Here is a 25213-nt window from a genome sequence, read left to right on the forward strand (position 1 = left end):
ACCGCAGTGGCAGAGGGCTTCGCCCGGGGGCCGGTCGACCGGTGGTCCGGTCGTGTTACCGGGACTGCTGGGCCGGGACGCCGCGGGAGACGGGCTCGTCCTCGGTGGCGGGCGCGCCGGTGGCGGCGACCGCGGCACCCGTGAGGGTCGCCAGCATCTCGCGGACGTTGGTCAGCTGGGCGTTGATGGAGTCGCGGCGGTTGGTCAGCGCGGCGAGCTCGCGCTCGGACTCCGAACGGATCCGGTCGGCCTTGGCGTTGGCGTCGGCCACGATGTCCTCGGCCTGGCGCTGAGCGGTCTCCACCGTCTGGCGGGCCCGGCGCTCGGCGTCGGTGCGCAGCTTCTCGGCCTCCAGGCGGAGCTGCTCCGCGCGGTGCTCGATCTCCGCGAGGCGCTTCTCGGCCTTGGCCTGACGCGAGGCCAGGTCGCGCTCGGACTGCTCGCGGCGCTTCGCCAGGTTGGTCTCGAAGTCCGCGGCGGCCTGCGCGGCCTTGGCGCGGGTCTCCTCGAAGAGGGCGTCCGCCTCCTCGCGCTTGGACTGGGCGTCCCTCTGCGCCTCGGAGCGCAGCTGGGTGGCCTCGCCCTGGGCCTTCTCGACGATCCGGACGCCCTCGTCCTCCGCCTTCGCCTTGCGCTCGGCGGCGTAGGCCTCGGCGTCGTTGCGCACCTGCTGGGCGGCCGACTCGGCGAGCTCGCGGTGCTGCTCCGCGGCGCGCCGGGCCTCCTCGCGCAGGTCCTTCGCCTCCTCCTCGGCGAGGCGGAGGATCTTCTCCACGCGCGCGCCGAGACCCGCGTACGACGGCTCGGCGTCGTTGACCTGGGCCTGGGCGTTCTGCGTCTCGAGGTGGAGCTCTTCGATGCGCTTTTCCAGAGCGGTGATGCGGGCGAGAGCGCTGTCACGGTCGGAGACGAGCTTGGAGATACGTTCGTCCACCTGAGCGCGGTCGTACCCACGCCGCACAAGCTCGAAGCCGTAGGGGGAAGTGTCGCTCATGGGGTTCCTGTCGAATGAGACCGGTGAGGTGATAGGTGGAATCCTAGGGGCCGAAGCGCTGTGTCATCGAGCGGATGCACGTTTGATACGGAAGATGACACCCCTTTTGAGTGGCTCGCCGCCGGAAGCCTTGCCAAAGCCATGGTCAAAGCCCTCACCGTACAAGGGATTTCGCCCGGTTTGCTAGCTGTCGCCCGACTTGCCACCCGTACGGGTAGCACCTGCCGCGGCCCCCGCCTTGACGCCGTTGTCCTTGCCGCCCGCCGGGGCTTCGAAGGACTCCAGGGCCTCCAGGACGTCCTGGACGCGCGAGATCTCCGCGTTGATGTCCTCGCGGCGCCGGACGAGGACCTCCAGTTCGCGCTTGCCCTCCTCGACGGTGCGCCGTGCCTCGCGCACCGCCTCGGCCTTCAGCTCCTCGGCCTCCTTCACGAGCGTGGCCTTCTTCTGCTCCGCCTCCTTCAGAAGACCCTCGGCCTTCTTCACGGCGGCGATGCGCACCTTGCCCGCCTCGGAGTTGGCCTCGGAGACGATCTCCTTCGCCTTGGCCTCCGCCTTGGCCAGCTGCTCCTCCGCGGCCTTGATCAGCGCGTCGCAGCGGTCGCCGGCCGACCTCATGGTCTCCGCCGCCTCGCGCCGGGCCCGCTCGTGCAGCTCCTCGATCTCGCTGGTGAGACGGTCGCGCAGCTCCTCGGCGCGCTCCCGGATCTGCGTGGCGTCGCGGCGCGCGCCGACCAGCAGCTCGTCGGCGTCCGCACGGGCCTTCTCCACCAGGGAGTTGCCCTCGACCCGCGCCTCGGACACCAGCCGCTCGGCCTCGCTGCGGGCCGCGCCCACCATGGTGTCCGCCTGCGACTCGGCGTCGGCCGTGGTCTTCAGCGCCTGCTGCTGCGCCTCGGTGAGCAGCTTGTCCGCCTCGGCGGTGGTCTCCGTGATGAGGGTGTCGACCTGCTCGGCCGCCTCCGAACGCCGCTTGTTGGCCTCCTTGCGGGCCTCGTCCAGCGTCCGCTCGGCCTCCCCGCGCGCGGAGGACACCAGCCGCTCCGCCTCCGACTCCGCGTCGGCCTTGAGCCGCTCGGCCTCGTGCCGCAGCCGCTCCGCGTGCTGCTGCGCCGACCCCACCGTCTCCGCGGCCTCGGCGCGCAGCCGCTCCGCGTCGCCGGTGGCGTCCGCGATGAGCTTCTCCGCCTTGGCGACCGACTCCGAACGCACCCGCTCGGCCTCGGCGACCGTCTCGTCGGTGAGCCGCTCCGCCTCGCTGCGCGCCTCGGTGATGAGCGTGTCCGCCTGCGTCGCCGCGTCCGAACGGATCCGGTTGGCGTCCTCGCGGGCGTCCGCCCGGGTCCGCGCCGCGGTCTGCTCGGCCTCGGCGACCGCGTCGGACGCCTCGGTACGCAGCCGCTGCGCGTGCTCGGAGACCTCGGCGCGGATCCGGTCCGCCTCCGTGATCGCCTCCGAAACCGTGCGCTCCGCAAGGGACTTGGCCTCCTCGGCCTCCTCCCGCGCCTCGCGCCGCAGCCGGCCCGCGTCCTCGCTCGCCCGCTCCCGCTCCGCGTAGGCGTCGGTGCGGACCCGGTCCGCCTCCTCCTCGGCCTCGCGGCGGGTGCGCTCCGCCGCGTGCTCGGCGGCGCTGCGCAGCCCGGCGATCTCCTCCTGCGCCTGCTCGTGCAGCCCCGCGACGGAGTCCCGCACCTGCTGGGCATGGAGCTCGGCCGCCGACACCATCTCCGTGGCGCGCCGGTCGGCCTCCTCGACCAGCCGTACGGCCTCGGCCTGCGCCTCCTCCACACGGGTGCGCGCCGCCGCCAGCAGCTCCTCGCTCTGCGCGCGGGCCCGCCGGCGCTCCTCGTCGGCCTCCTCGCGGGCCGCGCCGAGGAGTTCCTCCGCCTCCCGGCGCCGCCGGGCCGCCTCCTCCTGCGCCGCCGCCAGCGTCTCGGACGCCTCCGTGCCGATCCGCTCCGCGGCCGCCTGCGCCTCCGCGCGCATCCGGTCCGCGCTGTCCTGCGCCTCCGACTTGAGCCGCTCCGCCTCGGCCGCGGCCTCCGACCGCAGCCGCACGGCGACGGCCTCGCCCTCCGCCCGGGACGCCGACGCGTCCGCGGCGGCCTCGTCGCGCAGCCGCTCGGCCTCCTGCTCGGCCTGCTGCCGGAGCGTGCGGATCCGCTCGGCGGCCTCCGTACGCAGCCGCTCGGCCTCCTCGGTCGCCTCGCGGCGGATCCGGGCGGCCTCCTCGCGCGCGTCGCTCAGCGCCTGCTCGGCCGAGGCGAGCCGCTCCTCGGCCTCGGTGTGCAGCCGGGTCAGCTCATCGGCCGCCTCCGCGCGCCGCGCCTCGACGGCCCGCTCGGTCTCCTCGCGCAGCTCGCGCGCGGCCCGCTCGGCGTCCTCCTTGAGCGCGTCGGCCTGCTCCACGGCCTCCGCGCGGTACCGCTCGGCCTCCTTGCGGGTGCGCTCCAGGGTCTCCTCGGCCTGCCGGCGCAGCGTCGTGGCGCGCTCGATGGCCTCGGTGCGGACCTTCTCGCTGTCCGTCTGCGCGGTGGACCGCAGTTCGTCCGCGTCCGCCTTGGCCTTGGCGAGCAGCTCCTCGGCGGACTTGGCCGCCTCCTCGATCTGCGCCACGGCCTCCTTGCGGGCCTCCGCGCGGATCTTCTCGCCCTCGGCGACCGCGTCGGCGCGCAGCTGCTCGGCCTCGCCGCGCAGCCGGCGCGCCTCCTCCTGCAGCTCGACCGTCTTGGCGCGGTACTCCTTGGTGTCGTCCTTCGCCGCGCCCTTGAGCTGCTCGGCGATGTCGTGCGCCTCGGCGCGCAGCCGGTCGGCCTCGGCCTCGGCCTCGCGGCGGATCCGCTCGGCCTCCTCGGCGGCCGCCTTGGTGGTCCGCTTGGCCTCCTCGGACGCCTTGTTGAGCACGTCCTCGGCGGTCTTGGCCGCCTTGGACAGCTGGGTGGCCGACTCCTCCGCGGTGAGCGTACGGGCCTTCTCCGCGGCCTCCGCGACGATCTTCTCCGCCTCGGCGCGGGCGTCGGCGACCAGCTGCTCGGCGTCCGCCTTGGTGGCCTCCGCCTCCTTGGTCGCCTCGCCGACCAGCCGCGCCACCTGCTCCTTGGCGGTGCGTGTGCGCGTCTCGTTGGCGGCCTCGGCGGACGCCAGCGCCTTGGCGGCGGCCTCCTTCGCCTCGGTGAGCACCTTCTCGGCCTCGGAGCGCGCCTCGCGCAGCGCGCTCTCCGCCTCGGCCATCCGCTCCTCGGCGGCCCGGCTCATCTCCTGCGCCCGGCGGCGCGCCGACTCCGACTCGCTGACCGTGGAGGTGCGCAGCTGCTCGGCGTGCTCGGTGGCCTCCTGCGCCTGCGTGGACGCGGCGTTCAGCAGGCGTTCGGCGTCCGCGCGGGCCCGGCGCAGCAGCTGCTCGGCCTCGCTGCGGGCCGCCTCCGCCTCGCTCTGCAACCGGCGGCGGGCCTCGGAGGTCAGCCGCTCCGCCTCCTCACGGGCGGCGGCCAGGGCCTGCTCCCGCTCGGCGCGGGTCTCCTCCATCAGGCGGCGGGCCTGCTCCTCGGTGCGGGCCCGCAGCTGCTCCGCCCACGCCACGTTCTCGTTGACGTGCGACTCGACGGTCTGCCGGCGCTCGGCCAGCTCCTGGTCGAGCTGCTGGCGCCGGGTCACCGCCTCCTGGTGCAGCTCCGCCTGGAGGCGGGCCGCCTGCTCGGCGTGCTCCTGGAGGATGCGCTGGGTCTGGGCGCGGGCCTGGCTCAGCTCCCGCTCGGCGTCCGCGCGCAGCTGGTCGGCCTGGATCTGCGCGTTGCGGAGCAACTGCTCGGCCTGGTAGCCGATGTCGCCGCCGTCGTAGGCGGGCCGGGACATGATGGTGCGCCGCGCCTCGTGCAGCTTGGCGCGCAGCACCTCGACCTGGTAGCCGAGGTCCTCGGCGTGCTGGATCGCCTTTTCCCGCTCGGTCTTCAGCCGCTTCATCTCGGCTTCGAACCGAGAGAGGTGGTCGACGTCAGCCGCCGGCTCTCGCTCCTGGCTCTCGTAGCCCCGCACTGCGCGGTCCCATCCGTCCCCTGGTCGCAAGTCTGGCCGAGCTCCGCCCATCCCGAACGGAGCCCCCGGGGAATGGTGTCAGATCAACGGCGGAGCATGGGCTGCCGCCCCGCGCTCGCCCCCCGCCACCCGGACCCCGGCGATCCCGTCGCCGAACACGACGGGACTCGGTCACCACGCATCGAGCGGCGACCAGACCCAACCCTACCGGCCCCTATGTACGTGGGTCAGTGCTCGGACGACTCAACGGGCGCGGAAGTGACCAGTTCTGTCAGTACGCCGTGGCAGTCCTTCGGGTGCAGGAAGGTGATCCGTGACCCCATGGAACCGCGCCGGGGCTCTTCGTACAGAACGCGTACGCCCTTCTCCTTGATGCCGGCCGCGTCCGCGTCGACGTCCGCCGTACCGAAGGCGATGTGGTGGACGCCCTCGCCGTTCTTCGCGAGCCACTTGGCGACGGTGGAGTCCTCGCGGGTCGGCTCGAGGAGCTGCAGGTAGGAGGCACCGCCGTCCGAGGTCTCGTTGATCTTGAGCATGGCCTCACGCACGCCCTGCTCCTCGTTGACCTCCGAGTGGAACACCTCGAAGCCGTAGGTGGACCGGTAGAACTCCACGGTCCTGTCCAGGTCGAAGCAGGCGATCCCGATGTGGTCGATTCGCGTCAGCATGGATTCAGTGCAGCGCCCCCGCGGCGGTTACGCAACGTGCGCGCGATCACACCGAAAGGCCGATGACGGGGTCCACCGCACGTCAGTACATTCGAAGTAAACCCTCGTTCACTCCTCGGCTGTGCAGCCGGAAGGGGACCGCAGCTCATGACTTCTGCATCTTCTGCATCATCCGCAACGAACGGCACGACGTCCGTCATCGTCGCGGGCGCCCGCACCCCCATGGGTCGGCTGCTCGGTTCGCTGAAGTCGTTCTCCGGAGCCGACCTCGGCGGCTTCGCGATCAAGGCCGCCCTCGACCGTGCGGGGATCGGCGGCGACCAGGTCCAGTACGTGATCATGGGGCAGGTGCTCCAGGCCGGGGCGGGGCAGATCCCGGCGCGCCAGGCGGCCGTGAAGGCCGGCATCCCGATGAACGTCCCGGCGCTCACCGTCAACAAGGTGTGCCTCTCCGGCCTCGACGCCATCGCGCTGGCCGACCAGCTCATCCGCGCGGGTGAGTTCGACGTGGTCGTGGCCGGCGGCCAGGAGTCCATGACGAACGCCCCCCACCTGCTGCCGAAGTCCCGCGAGGGCTACAAGTACGGCGCGGTGCAGGTGCTCGACGCCATGGCGCACGACGGTCTGACCGACGCCTTCGAGAACATCGCCATGGGCGAGTCGACCGAGAAGCACAACACCCGCCTCGGCATCGGCCGCGCCGAGCAGGACGAGATCGCCGCCCTGTCCCACCAGCGGGCCGCCGCCGCGCAGAAGAACGGCATCTTCGAGGCCGAGATCACCCCGGTCGAGATCCCGCAGCGCAAGGGCGACCCGGTGCTGTTCAGCAAGGACGAGGGCATCCGCGGCGACACCACCGCCGAGTCCCTCGGCAAGCTGCGCCCGGCGTTCGCCAAGGACGGCACGATCACCGCCGGCTCCTCCTCGCAGATCTCCGACGGCGCCGCCGCCGTGGTCGTGATGAGCAAGGCCAAGGCGCAGGAGCTGGGCCTGGAGTGGATCGCCGAGATCGGCGCCCACGGCAACGTGGCCGGCCCCGACAACTCGCTCCAGTCGCAGCCGTCGAACGCCATCCTGCACGCCCTCAAGAAGGAGGGCCTGGAGGTCTCCGACCTCGACCTGATCGAGATCAACGAGGCCTTCGCGGCGGTTGCCGTCCAGTCAATGAAGGACCTGGGCGTTTCCGCCGAAAAGGTGAACGTCAACGGCGGCGCCATCGCGCTGGGCCACCCGATCGGGATGTCCGGCGCGCGGCTGGTGCTGCACCTGGCCCTGGAGCTGAAGCGGCGCGGCGGCGGTGTCGGCGCCGCGGCGCTGTGCGGTGGCGGCGGCCAGGGTGACGCGCTGATCGTGCGGGTACCCAAGGCCTGACCCGGTTGTTGCCGACTTCCCTTACGTGAACGGAGCTGTGATGCAGGACGTCTCCACTCTGGTGGCCCAGGCCAGAGAGGGCAGGCCACGGGCCGTGGCCCGGCTGATCTCCCTGGTGGAGGGGGCGTCACCGCAGCTCAGGGAGGTCATGGCGGCCCTCGCGCCGCTCGCGGGCAACGCCTACGTGGTCGGTCTCACCGGTTCGCCCGGGGTCGGCAAGTCGACGTCCACCTCGGCGCTGGTGACCGCGTACCGCAAACAGGGCAAGCGGGTCGGCGTCCTGGCCGTCGACCCGTCCTCCCCCTTCTCCGGGGGCGCCCTGCTCGGCGACCGCGTCCGGATGTCGGAGCACGCCTCCGACCCGGGCGTGTACATCCGTTCCATGGCCACCCGGGGTCACCTGGGCGGCCTCGCCTGGGCCGCGCCGCAGGCCATCCGCGTCCTGGACGCGGCCGGCTGCGACGTGATCCTGGTGGAGACGGTGGGCGTCGGCCAGTCGGAGGTGGAGATCGCCTCCCAGGCCGACACCTCCGTGGTCCTGCTGGCCCCCGGCATGGGCGACGGCATCCAGGCCGCCAAGGCCGGAATCCTGGAGATCGGCGACGTCTACGTCGTCAACAAGGCCGACCGCGACGGCGCGGACGCCACCGCCCGCGAGCTGAACCACATGCTGGGCCTCGGCGAGTCCCGCGGCCCCGGCGACTGGCGCCCCCCGATCGTCAAGACGGTCGCCGCCCGCCAGGAGGGCGTCGACGAGGTCGTCGAGGCGCTGGAGAAGCACCGCGCCTGGATGGAGGAGCGGGGCGTCCTCGCGGAGCGCCGCCGCGCCCGCGCGGCGCACGAGGTCGAGACGATCGCGGTCACGGCGCTGCGCCGGCGCATCGGAGACCTCCATGGCGACCGTCGACTCGGGGCGCTCGCGGAGCGGATTGTCATGGGCGAGCTGGATCCCTACCGGGCGGCGGACGAGTTGGTCGAGGGTCTGACCCAGGGTGGCTCGTCCGGCGGCTGAGCACGGGGTTCTCGCCCCCGCCGCCCCTTCCCGTCCCGACCCGGGGCTCCGCCCCGGACCCCGCTCCTCAAACGCCGGAGGGGCTGTTTTTCAGCCCGTCCGGCGTTTGAGGACGAGGCCCGCAGGGCCGAAGGGGGGTCTGGGGGCGCAGCCCCCAGGGACCGTCAGTCGTCGTCGCGGTCCGGTGTGACGGACGCCGTCTTCAGGTCGACGTTCCAGTCCCGCGCGTCCCCGCCGGAGGCACGCGTCTCCGCCTCCCAGCCCTTGTCGCCGCCGTCGTCGTCCAGATCCACGGAGACGACGGTCCCCTTCGCGGCCGCGGCCGCGGCCTTCGCCGCGTCCTCGGCCGTCACCGAGGCGCCCTTGAGCGCGGCGCGCACCTCCGCCGCGTCGTCCTCGTCGTCCTTCTGCGCGCCCAGCACCTTGCCGCTGTCCGGGGCGATCCTGACGGTGTGCCAGGTGTCGCCCTCGGCGAGGACGTCGACCTCCCAGGAGCCGTCGTCCAGTTCGGCGGAGACGGCCGTACCCGGCGTGTGCTTCAGCGCGGCGGTGATGGCCTCGGCGGCGGTCACGTCACCAGGGGCGGCGGCGCGGACCGCACCGTCGTCGTCATCGCCGTCCCGGTCGTCCGAGCGGTCCTCACCACGGTCGTCCCGGTCGTCGTCCGTCCGCGTCACCGACGTCGAGTCGTCGTCGTCCCCCGCGACCGCCAGCGCCGTCGCCGTGCCCCCGCCCACCAGTGCCGCGGCCGTGACGACGGCGATCACGATGTTGCGCTTCATGTGCGTTCCTCCCGAGTCGGTGTGCTTCGTGCTGTACGACGATCAATGTCGCCCACCGACGCTGAGCGGAGGCTGAAGCAGCCTGAAGTGATCTTCAGCTTCCCTTTGCGACCCTGGACCGCATGCGACTCCTGATCGTCGAGGACGAAAAGCGCCTCGCCCTCTCCCTCGCCAAGGGCCTCACCGCCGAGGGATACGCCGTCGACGTCGTGCACGACGGCCGGGAGGGGCTGGACCGGGCCACGACCGAGCCGTACGACCTGGTCATCCTCGACATCATGCTGCCCGGCCTCAACGGCTACCGGGTGTGCGCCGCCCTGCGCGCCGCCGGGCACGACGTGCCGATCCTGATGCTCACCGCCAAGGACGGCGAGTACGACGAGGCCGAGGGCCTGGACACCGGCGCCGACGACTATCTGACGAAGCCCTTCTCCTATGTGGTGCTGGTCGCCCGGGTGAAGGCGCTGCTGCGCCGCCGGCGTGCGGCGGGGGCGTCCCCGGTCCATGTGCACGGCGACCTGAAGGTGGACACCGCCGCCCGCCGGGTCTGGCTCGGCGAGGAGGAGGCGGAGCTGACGGCGAAGGAGTTCTCGGTGCTGGAGCACCTGGTGCTGCGGGCCGGCGAGGTGGTGTCCAAGGCCGACATCCTCGAGCACGTCTGGGACTTCGCCTACGAGGGCGACCCCAACATCGTCGAGGTCTACGTCAGCGCCCTGCGCCGCAAACTGCGCGCGGACCTCATCCGCACGGTGCGCGGCGCCGGCTACCGGCTGGAGACGGCGCCGTGAGCCGGCTGTTCGGCTCGGTCCGCTCGCGGGCGACGCTCGGCGCCACGCTCGTCGTCGCCGTGGCTCTCGTCGCGGCGGGCGCCGCCGTCCTGCTGTCCCTGCGCGCCAACCTGACCGGCGAGGCGGGCACCCGGGCCGAGCGCTCCGCGCAGGCCGTCGCCTCCGAACTGGCCGCCCGTATCCCCCTCGACAAGCTCTCCGGGCTGGACGCGGAGGACGTCCCCGTGCAGATCGTCGACGCGGACGGCGTCCTGCTCGCGGCCTCGGAGGACCTGGAGCGGATCAGCGGGACCGGCACCGCGGAGGTGACGCCCGCACCGACGCGGTCCGGCGCGGACGACGACCGGGACCGGGAGGACGACGACCGCGACGACGACTCCGGCCGCTCGGGCGACGACGAGTCCCTCGAACCCGGCGAGATCGCCCAGGGGGCGAGCTACACCAACGGCACCGCCACCATCGACGGGGACACCGAGGACTACCGCTTCGCCGCCGTCGAGGTGGAGACCCCCGACCGGGGCCGCCTCACCGTCCACGCGGGCTCCCCGCTGGCCGCCGAGCACAGCGCCGTGGGCACCGCGCTGACCGCCATGCTCATCGGCTTCCCGCTGCTGCTCGGCGTCGTCGCCGGGGTGACCTGGCTGGTCACCGGCAGGGCCCTGCGCCCGGTCGAGGGCATCCGCCGGGAGATGGCCGCGATCACCGCCTCCGAGGACCTTCGCCGCCGCGTCCCCGAACCGGCGACGCACGACGAGATCGCCCGGCTCGCCCGCACCACCAACGCCACGCTCGCCGCGCTGGAGGCCTCCGTGGAGCGGCAGCGCAGCTTCGTCGCCGACGCGTCGCACGAGCTGCGCAGCCCCATCGCCTCGCTGCGCACCCAGCTCGAGGTCGCGGCCGCGCACCCCGAGCTGCTCGACCTGGACGGGGCCGTCGAGGACACCGTGCGGCTGCAGAACCTCGCCGGGGACCTGCTGCTGCTCGCCCGGCTGGACGCGGGGGAGCGGCCCGTCGGCACCCGGGTGGACGTGGCCGCGCTGGCCCGCGAGGAGGCCGCGGGGCGCGAGGGGGTCACGGTGGAGGCGGAGCCCGTCGAGGTCTCCGGGTCGCGCGGCCAGCTGGGGCGGGTGCTCGCCAATCTGCTGGACAACGCGGAGCGGCACGCCCGTGAGCGGATCACGGTGACCGTGCGCGGGGAGGGCGGCGAGGCGGTGGTGGGCGTCGCCGACGACGGCGAGGGTGTGGCGGAGGCCGACCGCGAGCGGATCTTCGAGCGGTTCGTACGGCTGGACGCGGCGCGCAGCCGGGACGACGGCGGGGCGGGTCTCGGCCTGGCCATCGCGCGGGACGTGGCTGTACGGCACGGCGGCACGCTCACGGCGGGTGCGGCGCCGGCGGGCGGAGCCCTCTTCGAACTCCGCCTGCCGCTCGCCGGCGCGGACCGGGGGGCGCCCCGGGCCTAGGCAGGCCGGCAGGGGGTGGACGTCAGAGCCGTCCCCGCTGCCCCCGCAGGTGCTCCGCGATGGGCTTGAGGGCCTTGTCGAGCTCGATGAGAGCCTCGGGGGAGAGCAGGTCGATGAAGTGCCGGCGCACCGACGCCACGTGGTGCGGTGCGACCTTCTGCATCGTCTCCATGCCGTGGTCGGTGAGGACCGCGTAGAGTCCGCGGCGGTCCGACTCGCAGTTCTCCCGGCGGACCAGGTGGGCGTTCTCCATCCGGGTGATCTGGTGGGAGAGCCGGCTCTTGGACTGCATCGTGGCGGAGGCGAGGTCGCTCATCCGCATCCGCCGGTCCTCCGACTCGGACAGGTTCACCAGGATCTCGTAGTCGTTCATTGTCAGGCCGAACGGCTGCAGATCCTTCTCGAGCTGGTAGGTCAGCAGCTTGTTGACCTCCAGGTGGGTGCGCCAGGCGCACTGCTCCGCATTGGTCAGCCAGCGGGTGGCCGTCTCGGTCTCCATGAATGAAGTCTACCTAAGGAAGTTGAAAGGCGAACTAATAGGGCTTCCGTGTGACATCACGTGCAGGCGTTCGATGTCACACCCCGCACACTACCGCTCACAGCCCGAAGCGACGCTGGAGGTCTCCCAGCTGTCCGGGAAGGCGCGGTCCGCCTGCGCCAGGTCCGGACGCCCCCGGTCCGCCCCCTCCGGGCACCCCGGGCTGCTGCGGGGGCGCCCCGGTGGCCTGCTCGGGCATCAGCGCCTCGGACGACTGCAGCAGCACCGTTCCCGCGCCGACGAACTCGAACTGGTGCTCCTCGCCGGAGACCCCGCCGAGGCCCGTCATCGCACGTAGACCGCCCAGTACGCCGGTCAGGTAGCCGTGGTCGTAGTGGTGGCACGGGGACGGGCAGTCCGCCCAGCCGACCAGCGCCTGCGGGTCGACCCTGATCGGCGGTTCCATGAACACCACCGGTCCGTTGGACGCCGCCACGAACTTTCCGGTTCCGACCAGTGTCAGAAAACCTGGCACGATCGACTGCTTCAGCGACAGACTTGGCTGAAAAGCAAGCAAGTTGCCCGAGCGAATGGTCAGATTGCCGTCGTCCAGGTCATACGAATTGACATCGAAGGCCCGGTCGGCGAGCAGCATCTTGCCCGAGCCCTCCGCCACGACCCAGTCGCTCGCGTGCAGTGGCGAATGGAACGCCTTCCGGACAAGTCGGTCGAGTCGCCCGTGCCCGATCCCGTTGAACTCGACCGTGCCGTAGTAGGCGATCATCTTCCCCTTCTGCAGGAACCACTGGGTGCCCTTGAGCTCCACGCAGAAGGTGTAGTCGTTCACGTTGTCGTCGGACGGCAGCGTCATGGGGTCGAAGACCGCGGGCCCGGCGCCCGGCGTTCCGTACGTGCTCACAGCTTCTCCTCCGAGGCCTGGACGTAGACCGCGCCGCTGCCGCTCAGCTCCAGCTGGAAGGCCTCGCCGGAGCCGCGTCCCACCATGTCCCGCCAGCCGAGCGCCGTCGACAGCTTGTTGCGCACGTCGCCGTGATGGGCGACGTACGCCTGCGGGTCGACGTGCACCGGGCGCTGCGGGGTGACCGGCACCTCGATCACCCCGCCGTGCGCCATCACGGCGACCGCGCCGTGCCCCTTGAGCGTGGTGGTGAACAGCCCTTGCCCGGAGACCTGGCCCCGCACCATGCCCATCACCCCGCCCTGCGAGCCGAGGAACACCGTGCCCTGCTCCAGCGTCCCCTCGAAGGCCAGCAGCCGGTCCGCCTCGACGTACAGGGTGTCCCCGGAGAGGTGGATCACCTGGACGTGGTGGCCGCCGTGCCCGAACAGCACCGTGCCGCTGCCCTCCACGGTCATCAGGGGCGTGTCCTCGTTCGCCACGCGCCGGCCGATCATCGACATCACCCCGCCCTGGCCGCCGCGCAGGTTGGGGGTGAAGCTGACCTCGCCCCGGTAGGCGAGCATCGCGCCGCGCTGGCTGAACAGCCGCTGACCGGGCGCGACGGTCGCCTCGACCATCTTGGCGTTGATCTCCCGGAAGCCCATGTCAGACGTCCCCCGCGATCGTGTTGCGCTCACTGGGCTGGACGTAGACCACCCCGTCGCCCTCGAAGCGGATCTGGAAGGCCTCGCCGCCGCCCTCGCCCATGAACGTGCGGAACGTCACGCCGGACTGGAACGACTGCCGCAGATTGCCCTGGTGCGCGACGTACGCGCCCGGGTCGACCGTGAGCGGGTACTGCGGGGCGACCCGCAGCAGCACGGCGGGGCCGTCCGACATGATCGCGGCCTGGCCGTGGCCCTCGATCGTGGTCGTGAACAGCCCGTTGCCCTGGGAGGCCCCGCGCAGGCCGGTGAACGTGGTCCCCGTGCGCAGGCCGCCGTCGGTCGCCAGCAGGTTGCCGGACTCGACGTACAGCTTGTCGCCGTTCAGGGTCACCAGGTTGATCTCCGAGGCACGGTCGGCGAAGAAGCAGGTCCCGTGCCCCTTCACCTCCATGAGCGTCATCTGCTCGCCCGTGAGCCGCCGGGTGACCATCCCCCGGACGCCCTCACCGCCACCCGTGAGTTTCTTGAAGGCCATCTGTCCGTCGTACGCGACCATGGAGCCGTTCTTCGCCTTCACGGCGTCCCCGGTCATGTCGACGGCGAGCACCTTGCTGCTCTGAAGTCGGAACATCGCCACGTGTGCGACGGTAGCGGCCCTTTTGCCCCGCGCCCAGATCCTGAAGGAGGAGTCGCACCCTGATACGGCCCCGACCCCCTGCGGTGATCACCCACGGGGTTTGCCACAATGGCTACGCTTGTGCGCGCGTTCACAAGCCGACCGCACCGTCGACGCCGACGTCTCTCCCTTCCGAAGGTGACCCGTGGACATCAAGACCGCCTCCGCACTCCGACGCCTCCGCCTGGTCTCGGGCCCCGAAGCGATCTCGTTCCTGCTGCTGCTCGTCTGCTCGGTCCTGAAGCGGACCACCGACTTCAACGCCGTGCCGGTCATGGGTGCGGTCCACGGCTTCCTCTTCGTCCTCTACGTGCTCTTCTGGGCCGACGCCTGGAACCGTGCGAAGTGGTCGCTGGGCACCGCCGCCTACTACTTCGTGATGTCGGTGCTGCCCACCGGCGGCTTCTTCGCCGAGCGGCGGCTCAAGCGTGAGGCCGAGGACGCGGTGATCGCCTCCCGCGCCCGCAAGGAAGGGGTCGTGAACGCGTGATCGTCGCCTTTTCCGTGACGCCGCTGGGCGTCGGCGAGGACGTGGGGGAGTACGTCGCCGACGCCGTGCGGGTGGTCCGCGAGTCCGGTCTGCCGAACCGCACCGACGCGATGTTCACGTCGGTCGAGGGGGAGTGGGACGAGGTCATGGACGTGGTGAAGCGCGCCGTGGCCGCCGTGGAGGCCCGCGCGCCGCGGGTCTCGCTCGTGCTCAAGGCGGACATCCGCCCGGGCGTGGAGGACGGGCTGACGTCGAAGGTGGAGACCGTCGAGCGGCACCTGGCCGGCTGACGGGCGGACCGAAGGGCGAGACAGGGCTGACCGGCATCTGACCCGCCGGTAGGGTCTGGTCCGTGCCCAAACCGCTCAGTCTCTCGTTCGATCCCATCGCCCGTGCCGACGAGCTCTGGAAGCAGCGCTGGGGAAACGTGCCGGCGATGGCCGCGATCACCTCGGTCATGCGGGCCCACCAGATCCTGCTGGCCGAGGTCGACGCGGTGGTCAAGCCCTACGAGCTCACGTTCGCACGGTACGAGGCGCTGGTCCTGCTGACCTTCTCCAAGTCCGGCGAGCTGCCGATGTCGAAGATCGGCGAGCGGCTGATGGTGCATCCGACGTCGGTGACCAACACCGTGGACCGGCTGGTGCGGTCCGGGCTGGTGTCCAAGCGCCCCAACCCCAACGACGGCCGCGGCACGCTGGCGTCCATCACCGACAAGGGCCGCGAGGTCGTCGAGGCGGCCACCCGCGACCTGATGGCGATGGACTTCGGCCTGAGCGCCTACGACGCGGAGGAGTGCGCGGAACTCTTCGCCATCCTCCGGCCTCTGCGCGTGGCGGCGGGTGACTTCGAGGAGGGGTGACCCCGCCGAAGATCGCCCGGAACGTGCCGTTACGCTCGATCGCATGAAGAAGAGCGTGCTGACCCGCTACCGGGTCATGGCCTACGTCACCGGTGTCCTCCTCGTCGCGCTGACCATCGGCATGATCGGCAAGTACGCGCTCGACGTGGACGCCGCCGAGGACTTCACGCAGGTGGTCAGCATCGCGCACGGCTGGCTCTACGTCCTGTACCTGATCTTCGCCTTCGACCTCGGCTCCAAGGCGAAGTGGCCGGTGAAGAAGCAGCTCTGGGTGCTGCTCGCCGGCACCGTCCCCACCGCCGCCTTCTTCGTCGAGCGCAGGATCAGCCGCGAGCTGGAGGCCTCCGTCGAGGACGGCGCTCCCGAGGTCGCCAAGGCCTGACGCCCCGCGTCGCACCGCCGTACGGACGAGCGTACGGCGGTCTCCCATCGACATTTACTTGGACGTCCTAGTAAATTCGTAGGTATGGACGCTGACGCCATCGAGGAGGGCCGCCGTCGCTGGCAGGCCCGGTACGACGCCGCGCGCAAGCGCGACGCAGACTTCACCACGCTCTCCGGAGACCCCGTGGAGCCGGTGTACGGCCCGCGGCCCGGGGACCGCTACGACGGGTTCGAGCGGATCGGCTGGCCGGGGGAGTACCCGTTCACCCGCGGGCTGTACCCGACCGGCTACCGGGGGCGGACCTGGACCATCCGGCAGTTCGCCGGGTTCGGGAACGCCGAGCAGACCAACGAGCGGTACAAGATGATCCTCGGCAACGGCGGAGGCGGCCTCTCCGTCGCCTTCGACATGCCGACGCTCATGGGCCGCGACTCCGACGACCCGCGCTCGCTGGGCGAGGTCGGGCACTGCGGGGTGGCCATCGACTCGGCGGCCGACATGGAGGTCCTGTTCAAGGACATCCCCCTCGGTGACGTCACCACCTCGATGACCATCAGCGGGCCCGCCGTGCCCGTCTTCTGCATGTACCTCGTCGCCGCCGAGCGCCAGGGCGTCGACCCGGGCGTGCTCAACGGCACGCTGCAGACGGACATCTTCAAGGAGTACATCGCCCAGAAGGAGTGGCTCTTCCAGCCGGAGCCCCATCTGCGCCTCATCGGCGACCTGATGGAGTACACCAGCGCGCGCATCCCCGCGTACAAGCCGCTGTCCGTCTCCGGCTACCACATCCGCGAGGCCGGCTCGACGGCCGCGCAGGAGCTGGCGTACACCCTCGCCGACGGCTTCGGGTACGTCGAGCTGGGGCTCAGCCGCGGCCTGGACGTGGACGTCTTCGCGCCCGGACTGTCCTTCTTCTTCGACGCGCACGTCGACTTCTTCGAGGAGATCGCCAAGTTCCGTGCCGCGCGCCGCATCTGGGCGCGCTGGATGCGGGACGTCTACGGCGCGCAGAGCGAGAAGGCGCAGTGGCTGCGGTTCCACACCCAGACCGCCGGCGTCTCGCTCACCGCGCAGCAGCCGTACAACAACGTCGTCCGCACGGCCGTCGAGGCGCTCGCCGCGGTGCTCGGCGGGACCAACTCGCTGCACACCAACGCCCTCGACGAGACCCTCGCGCTGCCCAGCGAGCAGGCCGCCGAGATCGCCCTGCGCACCCAGCAGGTGCTGATGGAGGAGACCGGCGTCGCCAACGTCGCCGACCCGCTGGGCGGTTCCTGGTACGTCGAGCAGCTCACCGACCGCATCGAGGCGGACGCCGAGAAGATCTTCGAGCAGATCAAGGAGCGGGGCCTGAGGGCCCACCCCGACGGCAAGCACCCCATCGGGCCGATCACCTCCGGCATCCTGCGCGGCATCGAGGACGGCTGGTTCACCGGCGAGATCGCCGAGTCGGCGTTCCGCTACCAGCAGGCGCTGGAGAAGGGCGACAAGAAGGTCGTCGGCGTCAACGTCCACACCGGCTCCGTCACCGGCGACCTGGAGATCCTCCGGGTCAGCCACGAGGTGGAGCGCGAGCAGGTCCGGCTGCTCGGCGAGCGCAAGAGCGCCCGCGACGACGCGAAGGTGCGCGGCGCGCTGGACGCGATGGTGGAGGCGGCCCGCTCCGGCGCCAACATGATCGAGCCGATGCTCGACGCCGTCCGCGCGGAGGCGACGCTGGGCGAGATCTGCGACGCCCTGCGCGACGAGTGGGGCGTCTACACCGAGCCCGCCGGCTTCTGACGCACCCGGGGACCGGCCCCGCCCCGCACGACCACACCGCCCCGGCAGGATCCGCGCCTGCCGGGGCGCGGTGCGTTCACGGCTTGCGGGCGACCGCCCCGTACAGGGAGATGACCGCGCGCTCGTCGGTGCTCTCCCCGACCGAGAGTTCCGGGTGCCAGTCGGTCAGCTGGACCAGCCCCGGCTCGACCGGCTCAAGACCCTCGAAGAAACGGGCGATCTCCGCGCGGGAACGGGGCGCCAGGGTGACGCCGCCCGCCCGGTACATCTCCACCCCGCGGGCCACGGCCTCGGGGTCGAAGTCCGCGGTGAGCTGCGACAGCACCAGGCAGCTGCCGGACGGCAGGGCGTCGACGAGACCGGCCACCAGGGTGTGCGGATCGTCCTCCTCGCCGAGGAAGTGCGTCAGCGCCACCAGGGACAGCGCCACCGGACGCGTGAGATCCAGGGTCTGCCGGGCCTCCTTCAGGATCCGGCCGGGCTCGCGCACGTCCGCCTGCACGTAGTCGGTGGCGCCCTCGGGCGTGCTGCGGAGCAGCGCCTCGGCGTGCTTCAGCACGATGGGGTCGTTGTCGGTGTAGACCACCCGCGACTCCGGCGCGATGCCCTGCGCGACCTGGTGGAGGTTCGGCTCGGTCGGTATGCCCGTGCCGATGTCCAGGAACTGCCGTACGCCCCCGGGGCCGGCCAGCCAGCGGGTGACGCGCTGCATGAACCAGCGGTTGGTGCGGGCCACGTGCCGGGCGGTGCCGTCCAGGCTCATGATCCGGCGGCCCAGTTCCTCGTCGACGGGGTAGTTGTCCTTGCCGCCGAGGAACCAGTCGTAGACCCGGGCCGGGTGCGGCGTGGACGTGTCGATGCGTGCGGCGCCGGTCATGCCAGTTCCCCCTGGTGCTCGCGTCCCGTGCGTTCCGAAGCGATCGGAGCGGTCACGATCATCGCAGTGGGTGACCGTGAGGTGACAGGCGAGTATCGGTCAGCGCGCGCCCGCCGCCAGCCCCGACAGCAGCACCCGGGTCAGCCCGTGCACCCACTCCTCGTCGGCCGGCTGGTTGCTGACTAGGGTCCGGTGCACCACCGAACCCGCCACCATGTCGAAGATCAGGTCGACCGCGCGGGCCGAGCGTGCCGCGTCGGACTCGGGCGGCAGCTCGCCGCGCTCCTGGGCGCGGGCGCGGCCCGCGATCACCAGCCGCTTCTGCCGGTCGACGATCGAGGCGCGGATCCGCTCGCGCAGCGCCTCGTCGCGAGTGGCCTCGGCGACCACCGCCATCAGTCCACTGCGGGCCTCCGGGCGGGCCAGGATCGCGGCGAACTGGAGCACCACGCCCTCGATGTCGGCGGCCAGCGAACCCCGGTCGGGCAGCGTCAGCTCGTCGAAGAGCTCGGCGACGGCGTCCACGACCAGTTCGTTCTTGCCCGCCCAGCGGCGGTACAGCGTCGTCTTGGCCACCCCGGCGCGCACCGCGACGTCCGAGAGCGTGAGCTTGGACCACCCCAGGTCCACCAGCGCCTGCCGGGTCGCGGCGAGGATCGCGGTGTCGGCCGCGGCGCTGCGGGGACGCCCGGTGCGACTGGCTGGATAGCGGCGCTGCATGGCACGACCATAACCGGCGGATTCCGTGCGGTGGTGAGGGAGATCACCGGCAAGCGGTGCCGCGCGCCCGCCCCTTGCCATTACGCTACGACTCGTAGCGAAAGCACGTGGGCGTGATGACGTGCCCGAGCGACGACCACCGCGCCGGGTGGGGACCCGGCGCATCAGCACCACACGTACGCCTGGGTTTTCCTGGGCGCCTTTCACACTCACACGCGGTACGGGGGAGGATAGACGCATGCAGCCACGGAACATGTCCATGAGCGGAGTCGTCGACCTCGCCGCGGTGAAGGCGGCCCAGGAGGCCAAGGCGAAGGCGGAGCAGGCGCGCGCCGAAGCCGCCCGGAGGGGCGGCGCCGGCGCCGTCTCGCCCGCCGATCTCGTCATCGACGTCGACGAGGCCGGTTTTGAACGCGACGTCCTGCAGCGCTCCACCGAGGTCCCGGTCGTCATCGACTTCTGGGCCGAGTGGTGCGAGCCCTGCAAGCAGCTGAGCCCCGTCCTCGAGCGGCTCGCCGTCGAGTACAACGGCCGCTTCCTCCTCGCCAAGATCGACGTCGACGCCAACCAGATGCTGATGCAGCAGTTCGGCATCCAGGGCATCCCCGCCGTCTTCGCGGTGGTGGCCGGACAGGCCCTGCCGCTCTTCCAGGGCGCCGCGGGCGAGGCGCAGATCCGCCAGACCCTGGACCAGCTCGTGCAGGTCGCCGAGCAGCGCTTCGGCCTGACCGGTCTGACCGTCGACCCGGAGGCCGAGCCGGGCGGCGCCCCGGCCGTCGACGAGGCCCCGGCCGGCCCCCACGACTCCCTCCTCGAGGCCGCCGCCCGCGCGCTGGACGCCGACGACCTGGACGGCGCGGTGCAGGCGTACAAGAACGTGCTCGCCGAGGACCCGGCCCACCCCGAGGCCACGTTGGGTCTCGCCCAGGCCGAACTGCTGCGCCGCGTACGGGACATGGACCCGCAGCAGGTGCGCAAGGACGCCGCCGAGAAGCCGGGCGACGTGCAGGCGCAGATCGCCGCCGCCGACCTGGACCTGGCGGGCGGTCATGTCGACGACGCCTTCGGCCGGCTGGTCGACACCGTGGCCCGCACGGCGGGCGACGACCGCGAGACCGTACGCGTGCGGCTGCTGGAGCTGTTCGACGTGGTCGGCGCCGACCACCCCGGCGTGGTGACCGCGCGCCGGGCCCTGGCCCGCGCCCTGTTCTGAACGAACCGCACCCGGGCGCCCGTTCTGCCGCCTTCGCCTGTTATGGCGGCGGACGGGGCCCGAGGTGCCGACTGGCCGGCAGAGGCCGAAGCGGCCGCGCTTTACCAAATCTTGGTAATCGCGGCCGCTGTTACTGCGAGTAAGTCGCAGGCGTTGATCTGTCGGATTCTGTCCACCGATCAACTGTTTTGTACACCCCCTTCGGTGCACCCAGCGTCGCCGGTCGGGTCCGGCGGGTCGCGCCGTGGTTATCCGGCCGTTACTAGCCAGTAACGAACCCCCTTGTGCGGGCGGCGAGAATGCACCACGATCGGCGACGCTCGGTCCATTACCCGTACCCCCGACAGCCGGTCGGGCCGCGGGAACTCCTGGGTCCCCACCGAGCAGGAGCGCCGGCAGTGACGGCGCTCCTTGGACAGGGGGGTCTTCGCCCGTCCGGTGAAGCCTGTCCAGCAGGGTTGTGCGTGATGCGTGTCAGGCGCGACCAGTGGTTGTCGCTCGGGGGTGATCGCCGGTGATTCGGGCGCGTTCGTCGCGCCGCCGAACGCGGGCGCTCCCCTTCCCGAGGACGTAGCACTTCTCCCATCCCTGCCCGACTCGGCCGCCGGTCAAGGCGGCGAGCCAGGACAGGAGATGTACGTCCGAGAAGGAGGAAATATGGAGTCCCAGGTGCGTGGCGGGACCAGATGGAAGCGGTTCGCTGTGGTCATGGTGCCCAGCGTTGCCGCCACGGCGTGCATAGGTGTCGCTCTCGCGCAGGGCGCCCTCGCGGCGTCGTTCAGCGTTTCCGGCCAGTCGTTCAAGGTCACCACGAAGGAGCTCGTCGGCGAGGGCTTCTCGCAGTACGGCGCTCTGGACGAGGGGTACACCCTCGACGGCAAGAAGACGGCTCACCCCGTCGCGGTCTCGGCGTTCAAGTCCGCGACCATCAAGAGCCTGTGCCAGTCGGTCGTGACCCCGAACATTCCGGTGCTCGGGAACGTCAGCCTGATCCTGCGCGCCGGTGACGGCGCTCAGCCGGTCGAGGCCAAGAACCTGTACATCGACGTCGCCGAACTGAACGCCGATGCGACGTTCACGAACATCGACATCGGTGTGGCCGCCAAGGACGCCAAGAAGGGTCCGGGCATGAAGGGCGGCGGCGAGCAGGCCAACCCCTTCGGGTTCGCGCAGCAGGCCGAGAGGGCCGTGCTGAAGGACGTGAAGCAGACGGCGTGGGCGACCACCGCCGGAACCTTCAAGCTCAGCGGCCTGAAGATGTCGCTCTCGACGGGCGTCAAGGAGTGCTACTAAGCACTCGCTGACGGGCGGGGGAGCCGATGGCGCCCCCGCCCGTCCACCTTCCCGCCGCGCTTTCACGCGCGGCGCACATCACCACCACAGCAACGCCATCCAGGGAGCTGTTTCTCATGAGCGCCGAGACTCCTGCCGCCTCCGGCCAGTTCACTCGCCGACGGCTGCAGTTCCGCGCCTGGCGTGGCCAGCGGCCCTTCTGGGCCGGCCTGTTCATCATCATCGGCGGACTCCCCATCGCCTACTTCCCGTACGCGAACCTGCAGATCGGTCACCTGACCCTGGCGATGGCGACCACCGCGGGCGCCGGGTCCCTGATCATCGGCGTGCTGCTCGTCGTCCTCGGCGTCAGCCTCTGGTTCCAGAAGCACATCCGCGTCTTCGCGGGTGTCGCGGCGATTCTGCTGGCGTTGGTGTCCATCCCCGTGTCCAACCTCGGCGGGTTCCTCATCGGCTTCCTCTTCGCCCTCGTGGGCGGGGCGATGGCCGTGTCCTGGGTACCGGGCGAGCCGCCCGAGCAGGAGCTGCCGGCGGACGCGGGCGTGCACGGCGGCGCACCCGAGGGCGCCCTCCCCGAACCCACGGTCTCCGGCCCCGCAGAGGGCGCCGCGGCGACGGGTGAGCCGAACGATCTGTCAGGAACGAGCCCGGCGAACGGGGCGAACGGGAGGCACAGTGCCGGCTGACGAGGTGACCCACGGGGCTGATGTGGAGGCGTCCCGTGCGAGAACCGGGCCGCGTCACGCGGCGCCCAAGAAGCCGCTGTTCACCAGGTTCCACATGCCTGCCGGGAAGGCGATAGCCATCGCGGCGATGCCGACCGCGGTCCTGATGGGGATGGGCTTCACCCCGACGCTCGCCCAGGCCGACGACCAGCCGTCGTCGAGGAATCTCACGGCCGACGAGTTCAAGGAGTGCCTGGAGGCCATCGAGAAGGCGGAGGAGGGGGACGCGAGCGCGTCGCCCACGCCGTCCGCCACCGCGAGTGAGAGCGCCTCCGAGGACGCCGAGGAGCCCTCGGCGGACCCGACCGGCTCGGCCCCCGCCCAGGAGGCCCCGGACGCGGACGAGGACGCGGACAAGGGATCGGACTCTTCGCCGGATTCAGGTTCCGACGACGAGGCCGAGCCGACGTCGACGCCCTCCGCGACCGCGGGCGGACAGGCGGCGGACACCGAGCCCGCCCCCTCCCCGTCGGAGACCGACAAGAACCTGCTGGAGCAGATCGGGGACGCCATCGAGGACGTCTTCACGCCCGGCGAGAAGGCGGAGGAGACCCCGAGTCCGAGCCCGTCCGCCTCCGCGTCGTCGTCCGCCCCCGCCGAGGAGACGGACGAGAAGGCCGAGGAGGCCCCGCAGAAGCCCGCGGAGAAGGCCGCCGGGGACGTCCTCGAGCAGACCGGCGACGCGGTGCAGGACGCCACGGAGCAGGCCGAGGAGGCCGTGGAGGAGGAGACGCAGGAGCCCGAGGCCACCGCCTCGCCCAGCCCTTCCGAGTCGTCCGGGATCGACCTGGAGGACTGCCCGGTCGCCACCGATGCCGAGGGCGGGGTCGACAACAACGTTCCGCTGCCCGACGACCCGTGGTTCCTGAACGCCAGCTCGCTGCTGCTGAAGGGCGCCGACTACAAGGGCATCGTCGAGGTGCGGACCGCCAACGGCACCAAGAAGAAGGTGCTGAAGTACGTGATCTCCGACGGCACCGACATCGGCGACCTGCACCAGACGGTCAAGGACCCGCAGACCGGCAAGACGTACCACGTCCAGGCCGCCAAGGGGTCCACGTCGACCATCCGCGACGGCGACACCGTCATGTACACCGAGAGCATCTCCGGCAACCTGCTGGGCCTGATCCCGGTGACGTTCGACCCGGAGAACCCGCCGCCGCTGAACATCCCGCTGATCTACTTCACCAAGGTCACGGTCCAGCAGGCCGGCCAGTTCGGCGGCACCCTGCACGTACCGGGACTCCACCAGTACGTCACCGACTGACAGGTCGGCCTCTCCGGGGAGCCGGAGATCGTGCCCCGCAGGGTCGCCCTGCGGGGCACAACGCTGAGGAGGCAGCTTTGCGGACGCGGTTGACGCTCGCGCGGGACGGCGACGCCCTGGTGGCCAGGCTGGCGCCTTCCCATCCGCACGGGCTTCTACCGGGAGAACTTCGACGCACTGGCCCACGGCCTCCTGGAGGCGGCAGCCGGGCTCTGATCCCGGAGGAGGGCGCCCCCTGCGGGAGGCAGGGGGCGCCCTCGGGTGTCTCCGGGGTGCCGGGTCAGGCGGTCGCCTCGCCCAGGTGGTGGACGCGGACCATGTTGGTGGTGCCGGGGACGCCGGGCGGGGAGCCGGCGGTGATGACCACGATGTCGCCCTCGTTGAAGCGGCTCAGGCGGACCAGCTCCTGGTCCACCAGCGCGACCATCTCGTCGGTGCTGCTGACGAACGGCACCACGTGCGGCTCCACGCCCCAGCTCAGCGTGAGCTGGTTGCGGGTCGACTCGTCCGTGGTGAACGCCAGGATCGGCTGCGCGACGCGGTAACGGCACAGCCGGCGGGCGGTGTCGCCGGACTGGGTGAAGGCCACCAGGCCCCTGCCGCCGAGGAAGTCGGCGATCTCGCAGGCCGCGCGGGCCACCGAACCGCCCTGGGTGCGGGGCTTCTTGCCCGGCACCAGCGGCTGCAGGCCCTTGGACAGCAGCTCCTGCTCGGCCGCCTGGACGATCTTCGACATCGTCCGCACGGTCTCGATCGGGTACGCGCCCACGCTGGACTCGGCGGACAGCATGACCGCGTCCGCGCCGTCCAGGATTGCGTTGGCCACGTCGGAGGCCTCGGCGCGCGTCGGACGGGAGTTGGTGATCATCGACTCCATCATCTGGGTCGCCACGATCACCGGCTTGGCGTTGCGCCGGCACAGCTCGATCAGGCGCTTCTGCACCATGGGGACCTTCTCGAGCGGGTACTCGACGGCCAGGTCGCCACGCGCGACCATCACGCCGTCGAACGCCATCACGACGTCCTCCATGTTCTCCACCGCCTGCGGCTTCTCCACCTTGGCGATGACGGGGACGCGGCGGCCCTCCTCGTCCATCACGCGGTGGACGTCGGCGACGTCCTTGGCGTCCCGGACGAAGGACAGGGCGACCAGGTCGCAGCCCATCCGCAGGGCGAACCGCAGGTCCTCGACGTCCTTCTCGGACAGCGCGGGCACGTTCACCGCCGTGCCGGGCAGGTTGATGCCCTTGTGGTCGGAGATGACGCCGCCCTCGATGACGATCGTCTTGACCCGCGTGCCCTCGACGTCCAGCACCTTCAGCTCGACGTTGCCGTCGTTGATGAGGATCTGGTCGCCGCGGGAGACGTCGCCCGGGAGGCCCTTGTAGGTGGTCCCGCAGATCGTCTTGTCACCGGGGACGTCCTCGGTGGTGATGGTGAACTCGTCACCGCGCACCAGCTCGACGGGGCCCTCGGCGAAGGTCTCCAGACGGATCTTGGGGCCTTGGAGGTCGGCGAGGACGCCGACGGCCCTGCCCGTCTCCTTGGCGGCGGCCCGGACCCGGTCGTACCGGCCCTGGTGCTCGGCGTGCGAGCCGTGGCTGAAGTTGAAGCGGGCCACGTTCATGCCGGCTTCGATCAGAGCGACGAGCTGCTCATGGGAGTCGACCGCGGGGCCGAGAGTACAGACGATTTTCGAACGGCGCATGGGGCGATCCTATCGGTTTGTTTCGCTCCGGAATATTCCGTCTGGCGGAATGTACATA

Annotated in this window: 24 protein-coding genes; 13 read left to right on the top strand and 11 right to left on the bottom strand. The window is 71.5% G+C overall.

What is annotated here, in order from left to right; translation table 11 throughout:
* Positions 1–55 precede the first annotated feature (55 nt).
* The 3 genes from ACP7TJ_RS22890 to mce all read right to left on the bottom strand — a co-directional run bounded on the left by ACP7TJ_RS22890 (position 56) and on the right by mce (position 5694).
* The gene (locus ACP7TJ_RS22890) at positions 56–994 is read right to left on the bottom strand and encodes a cellulose-binding protein (RefSeq protein WP_093768161.1); all 939 of its coding nucleotides are present in this window, start codon (positions 992–994) and stop codon (positions 56–58) included.
* Positions 995–1177: 183 nt separating this feature from the next.
* Positions 1178–5026, bottom strand: coding sequence for a polarized growth protein Scy (gene scy, locus ACP7TJ_RS22895; RefSeq protein WP_370164829.1), 3849 nt, complete (start codon positions 5024–5026; stop codon positions 1178–1180).
* Positions 5027–5253: 227 nt separating this feature from the next.
* Complete coding sequence (gene mce / locus ACP7TJ_RS22900; RefSeq protein ID WP_093768163.1) at positions 5254–5694, bottom strand: methylmalonyl-CoA epimerase; 441 nt, start codon at positions 5692–5694, stop codon at positions 5254–5256.
* A 147-nt stretch (positions 5695–5841) separates the two neighbouring features.
* On the opposite strand from mce, the gene ACP7TJ_RS22905 reads away from it, so the two are divergent.
* Together ACP7TJ_RS22905 and meaB are read left to right on the top strand one after the other, a co-directional pair.
* The gene (locus tag ACP7TJ_RS22905) at positions 5842–7065 is read left to right on the top strand and encodes an acetyl-CoA C-acetyltransferase (RefSeq protein ID WP_167744678.1); all 1224 of its coding nucleotides are present in this window, start codon (positions 5842–5844) and stop codon (positions 7063–7065) included.
* Between the two features lie 40 nt (positions 7066–7105).
* Complete coding sequence (meaB, locus tag ACP7TJ_RS22910; protein WP_189911712.1) at positions 7106–8077, top strand: methylmalonyl Co-A mutase-associated GTPase MeaB; 972 nt, start codon at positions 7106–7108, stop codon at positions 8075–8077.
* A 164-nt stretch (positions 8078–8241) separates the two neighbouring features.
* On the opposite strand, the gene ACP7TJ_RS22915 is transcribed toward meaB, so the two are convergent.
* Positions 8242–8859 (bottom strand): PepSY domain-containing protein, encoded by a 618-nt coding sequence (locus ACP7TJ_RS22915; RefSeq protein WP_427764997.1) that lies wholly within the window; start codon positions 8857–8859, stop codon positions 8242–8244.
* 122 nt (positions 8860–8981) lie between these two features.
* On the opposite strand from ACP7TJ_RS22915, the gene ACP7TJ_RS22920 reads away from it, so the two are divergent.
* Positions 8982–9647, top strand: a complete 666-nt coding sequence (locus tag ACP7TJ_RS22920; protein ID WP_102638330.1) for a response regulator transcription factor — start codon at positions 8982–8984, stop codon at positions 9645–9647.
* Positions 9644–11110 (top strand): ATP-binding protein, encoded by a 1467-nt coding sequence (locus tag ACP7TJ_RS22925; RefSeq protein WP_427765000.1) that lies wholly within the window; start codon positions 9644–9646, stop codon positions 11108–11110. Before ACP7TJ_RS22920 ends, ACP7TJ_RS22925 begins: the two co-directional genes overlap by 4 nt.
* A 22-nt stretch (positions 11111–11132) precedes the next feature.
* On the opposite strand, the gene ACP7TJ_RS22930 is transcribed toward ACP7TJ_RS22925, so the two are convergent.
* From ACP7TJ_RS22930 to ACP7TJ_RS22945, 4 genes are all read right to left on the bottom strand, one after another.
* On the bottom strand, positions 11133–11609 hold the full coding sequence (locus ACP7TJ_RS22930; RefSeq protein WP_006130189.1) for a MarR family winged helix-turn-helix transcriptional regulator: 477 nt from the start codon (positions 11607–11609) through the stop codon (positions 11133–11135).
* A 97-nt stretch (positions 11610–11706) separates the two neighbouring features.
* A complete protein-coding gene (locus ACP7TJ_RS22935; protein ID WP_427765005.1) occupies positions 11707–12507 on the bottom strand; it encodes an AIM24 family protein in 801 nt (266 codons plus the stop codon).
* Positions 12504–13154: an AIM24 family protein gene (locus ACP7TJ_RS22940; RefSeq protein ID WP_189911716.1), complete on the bottom strand. Its 651-nt coding sequence runs from the start codon at positions 13152–13154 to the stop codon at positions 12504–12506. Before ACP7TJ_RS22940 ends, ACP7TJ_RS22935 begins: the two co-directional genes overlap by 4 nt.
* A gap of 1 nt (position 13155) precedes the next feature.
* Entirely contained in the window at positions 13156–13788 is a 633-nt protein-coding gene (locus ACP7TJ_RS22945; protein ID WP_093768171.1) for an AIM24 family protein, read from the bottom strand.
* A gap of 190 nt (positions 13789–13978) precedes the next feature.
* Here ACP7TJ_RS22945 and ACP7TJ_RS22950 point away from each other — a divergent pair, with 190 nt between their 5' ends.
* The 5 genes from ACP7TJ_RS22950 (at position 13979) to ACP7TJ_RS22970 (ending at position 17352) form a co-directional block, all read left to right on the top strand.
* Positions 13979–14323 carry a DUF3817 domain-containing protein gene (locus ACP7TJ_RS22950; RefSeq protein WP_093768172.1) on the top strand — a complete coding sequence of 115 codons (345 nt, stop codon included), beginning with the start codon at positions 13979–13981 and terminating at the stop codon, positions 14321–14323.
* Positions 14320–14613 (top strand): MTH1187 family thiamine-binding protein, encoded by a 294-nt coding sequence (locus ACP7TJ_RS22955; protein WP_006130194.1) that lies wholly within the window; start codon positions 14320–14322, stop codon positions 14611–14613. The genes ACP7TJ_RS22950 and ACP7TJ_RS22955 overlap by 4 nt, the downstream gene beginning before the upstream one ends.
* A gap of 62 nt (positions 14614–14675) precedes the next feature.
* Positions 14676–15185, top strand: a complete 510-nt coding sequence (locus ACP7TJ_RS22960) for a MarR family winged helix-turn-helix transcriptional regulator (RefSeq protein WP_189911717.1) — start codon at positions 14676–14678, stop codon at positions 15183–15185.
* Positions 15186–15228: 43 nt separating this feature from the next.
* Positions 15229–15567, top strand: coding sequence for a DUF3817 domain-containing protein (locus ACP7TJ_RS22965; protein ID WP_093768174.1), 339 nt, complete (start codon positions 15229–15231; stop codon positions 15565–15567).
* Between the two features lie 84 nt (positions 15568–15651).
* Positions 15652–17352, top strand: a complete 1701-nt coding sequence (locus ACP7TJ_RS22970; RefSeq protein WP_093768175.1) for an acyl-CoA mutase large subunit family protein — start codon at positions 15652–15654, stop codon at positions 17350–17352.
* 76 nt (positions 17353–17428) lie between these two features.
* Here the strand turns inward: ACP7TJ_RS22970 and ACP7TJ_RS22975 are convergent, their stop codons facing one another.
* Entirely contained in the window at positions 17429–18229 is an 801-nt protein-coding gene (locus ACP7TJ_RS22975) for an SAM-dependent methyltransferase (protein ID WP_427765013.1), read from the bottom strand.
* A 99-nt stretch (positions 18230–18328) separates the two neighbouring features.
* On the bottom strand, positions 18329–18949 hold the full coding sequence (locus tag ACP7TJ_RS22980; protein ID WP_367425577.1) for a TetR/AcrR family transcriptional regulator: 621 nt from the start codon (positions 18947–18949) through the stop codon (positions 18329–18331).
* 238 nt (positions 18950–19187) lie between these two features.
* Between ACP7TJ_RS22980 and ACP7TJ_RS22985 the strand changes: the two genes are divergently transcribed.
* The 4 genes from ACP7TJ_RS22985 to ACP7TJ_RS23000 all read left to right on the top strand — a co-directional run bounded on the left by ACP7TJ_RS22985 (position 19188) and on the right by ACP7TJ_RS23000 (position 23447).
* A complete protein-coding gene (locus ACP7TJ_RS22985) occupies positions 19188–20162 on the top strand; it encodes a tetratricopeptide repeat protein (RefSeq protein ID WP_093768178.1) in 975 nt (324 codons plus the stop codon).
* A 657-nt stretch (positions 20163–20819) separates the two neighbouring features.
* Entirely contained in the window at positions 20820–21455 is a 636-nt protein-coding gene (locus ACP7TJ_RS22990; protein ID WP_427765017.1) for a DUF6230 family protein, read from the top strand.
* Between the two features lie 116 nt (positions 21456–21571).
* The gene (locus tag ACP7TJ_RS22995; protein ID WP_093768180.1) at positions 21572–22141 is read left to right on the top strand and encodes a DUF6114 domain-containing protein; all 570 of its coding nucleotides are present in this window, start codon (positions 21572–21574) and stop codon (positions 22139–22141) included.
* Complete coding sequence (locus tag ACP7TJ_RS23000) at positions 22131–23447, top strand: hypothetical protein (protein WP_427765021.1); 1317 nt, start codon at positions 22131–22133, stop codon at positions 23445–23447. Before ACP7TJ_RS22995 ends, ACP7TJ_RS23000 begins: the two co-directional genes overlap by 11 nt.
* Before the next feature lie 280 nt (positions 23448–23727).
* Here the strand turns inward: ACP7TJ_RS23000 and pyk are convergent, their stop codons facing one another.
* Positions 23728–25155, bottom strand: a complete 1428-nt coding sequence (pyk, locus tag ACP7TJ_RS23005; RefSeq protein ID WP_093768182.1) for a pyruvate kinase — start codon at positions 25153–25155, stop codon at positions 23728–23730.
* Positions 25156–25213 lie beyond the last annotated feature (58 nt).

Origin of the sequence: Streptomyces sp. DSM 41931 (genome assembly GCF_050271085.1) — a bacterium.
In the GTDB taxonomy this organism is placed as follows: Bacteria; Actinomycetota; Actinomycetes; order Streptomycetales; family Streptomycetaceae; genus Streptomyces; species Streptomyces albogriseolus.

What these genes read in the sequence shown, in the direction of transcription:
- ACP7TJ_RS22890 (WP_093768161.1), bottom strand. Translation starts at nt 994, where the DNA reads ATGAGCGACACTTCCCCCTACGGCTTCGAGCTTGTGCGGCGTGGGTAC.
- ACP7TJ_RS22930 (WP_006130189.1), bottom strand. Translation starts at nt 11,609, where the DNA reads ATGGAGACCGAGACGGCCACCCGCTGGCTGACCAATGCGGAGCAGTGC.
- ACP7TJ_RS22995 (WP_093768180.1), top strand. Translation starts at nt 21,572, where the DNA reads ATGAGCGCCGAGACTCCTGCCGCCTCCGGCCAGTTCACTCGCCGACGG.
- ACP7TJ_RS22915 (WP_427764997.1), bottom strand. Translation starts at nt 8,859, where the DNA reads ATGAAGCGCAACATCGTGATCGCCGTCGTCACGGCCGCGGCACTGGTG.
- meaB (WP_189911712.1), top strand. Translation starts at nt 7,106, where the DNA reads ATGCAGGACGTCTCCACTCTGGTGGCCCAGGCCAGAGAGGGCAGGCCA.
- ACP7TJ_RS22980 (WP_367425577.1), bottom strand. Translation starts at nt 18,949, where the DNA reads ATGCAGCGCCGCTATCCAGCCAGTCGCACCGGGCGTCCCCGCAGCGCC.
- ACP7TJ_RS22945 (WP_093768171.1), bottom strand. Translation starts at nt 13,788, where the DNA reads ATGTTCCGACTTCAGAGCAGCAAGGTGCTCGCCGTCGACATGACCGGG.
- ACP7TJ_RS22990 (WP_427765017.1), top strand. Translation starts at nt 20,820, where the DNA reads ATGGAGTCCCAGGTGCGTGGCGGGACCAGATGGAAGCGGTTCGCTGTG.
- ACP7TJ_RS22905 (WP_167744678.1), top strand. Translation starts at nt 5,842, where the DNA reads ATGACTTCTGCATCTTCTGCATCATCCGCAACGAACGGCACGACGTCC.
- ACP7TJ_RS22975 (WP_427765013.1), bottom strand. Translation starts at nt 18,229, where the DNA reads ATGACCGGCGCCGCACGCATCGACACGTCCACGCCGCACCCGGCCCGG.
- ACP7TJ_RS22965 (WP_093768174.1), top strand. Translation starts at nt 15,229, where the DNA reads ATGAAGAAGAGCGTGCTGACCCGCTACCGGGTCATGGCCTACGTCACC.
- ACP7TJ_RS22940 (WP_189911716.1), bottom strand. Translation starts at nt 13,154, where the DNA reads ATGGGCTTCCGGGAGATCAACGCCAAGATGGTCGAGGCGACCGTCGCG.
- pyk (WP_093768182.1), bottom strand. Translation starts at nt 25,155, where the DNA reads ATGCGCCGTTCGAAAATCGTCTGTACTCTCGGCCCCGCGGTCGACTCC.
- ACP7TJ_RS22970 (WP_093768175.1), top strand. Translation starts at nt 15,652, where the DNA reads ATGGACGCTGACGCCATCGAGGAGGGCCGCCGTCGCTGGCAGGCCCGG.
- mce (WP_093768163.1), bottom strand. Translation starts at nt 5,694, where the DNA reads ATGCTGACGCGAATCGACCACATCGGGATCGCCTGCTTCGACCTGGAC.
- ACP7TJ_RS22985 (WP_093768178.1), top strand. Translation starts at nt 19,188, where the DNA reads ATGCAGCCACGGAACATGTCCATGAGCGGAGTCGTCGACCTCGCCGCG.
- ACP7TJ_RS22920 (WP_102638330.1), top strand. Translation starts at nt 8,982, where the DNA reads ATGCGACTCCTGATCGTCGAGGACGAAAAGCGCCTCGCCCTCTCCCTC.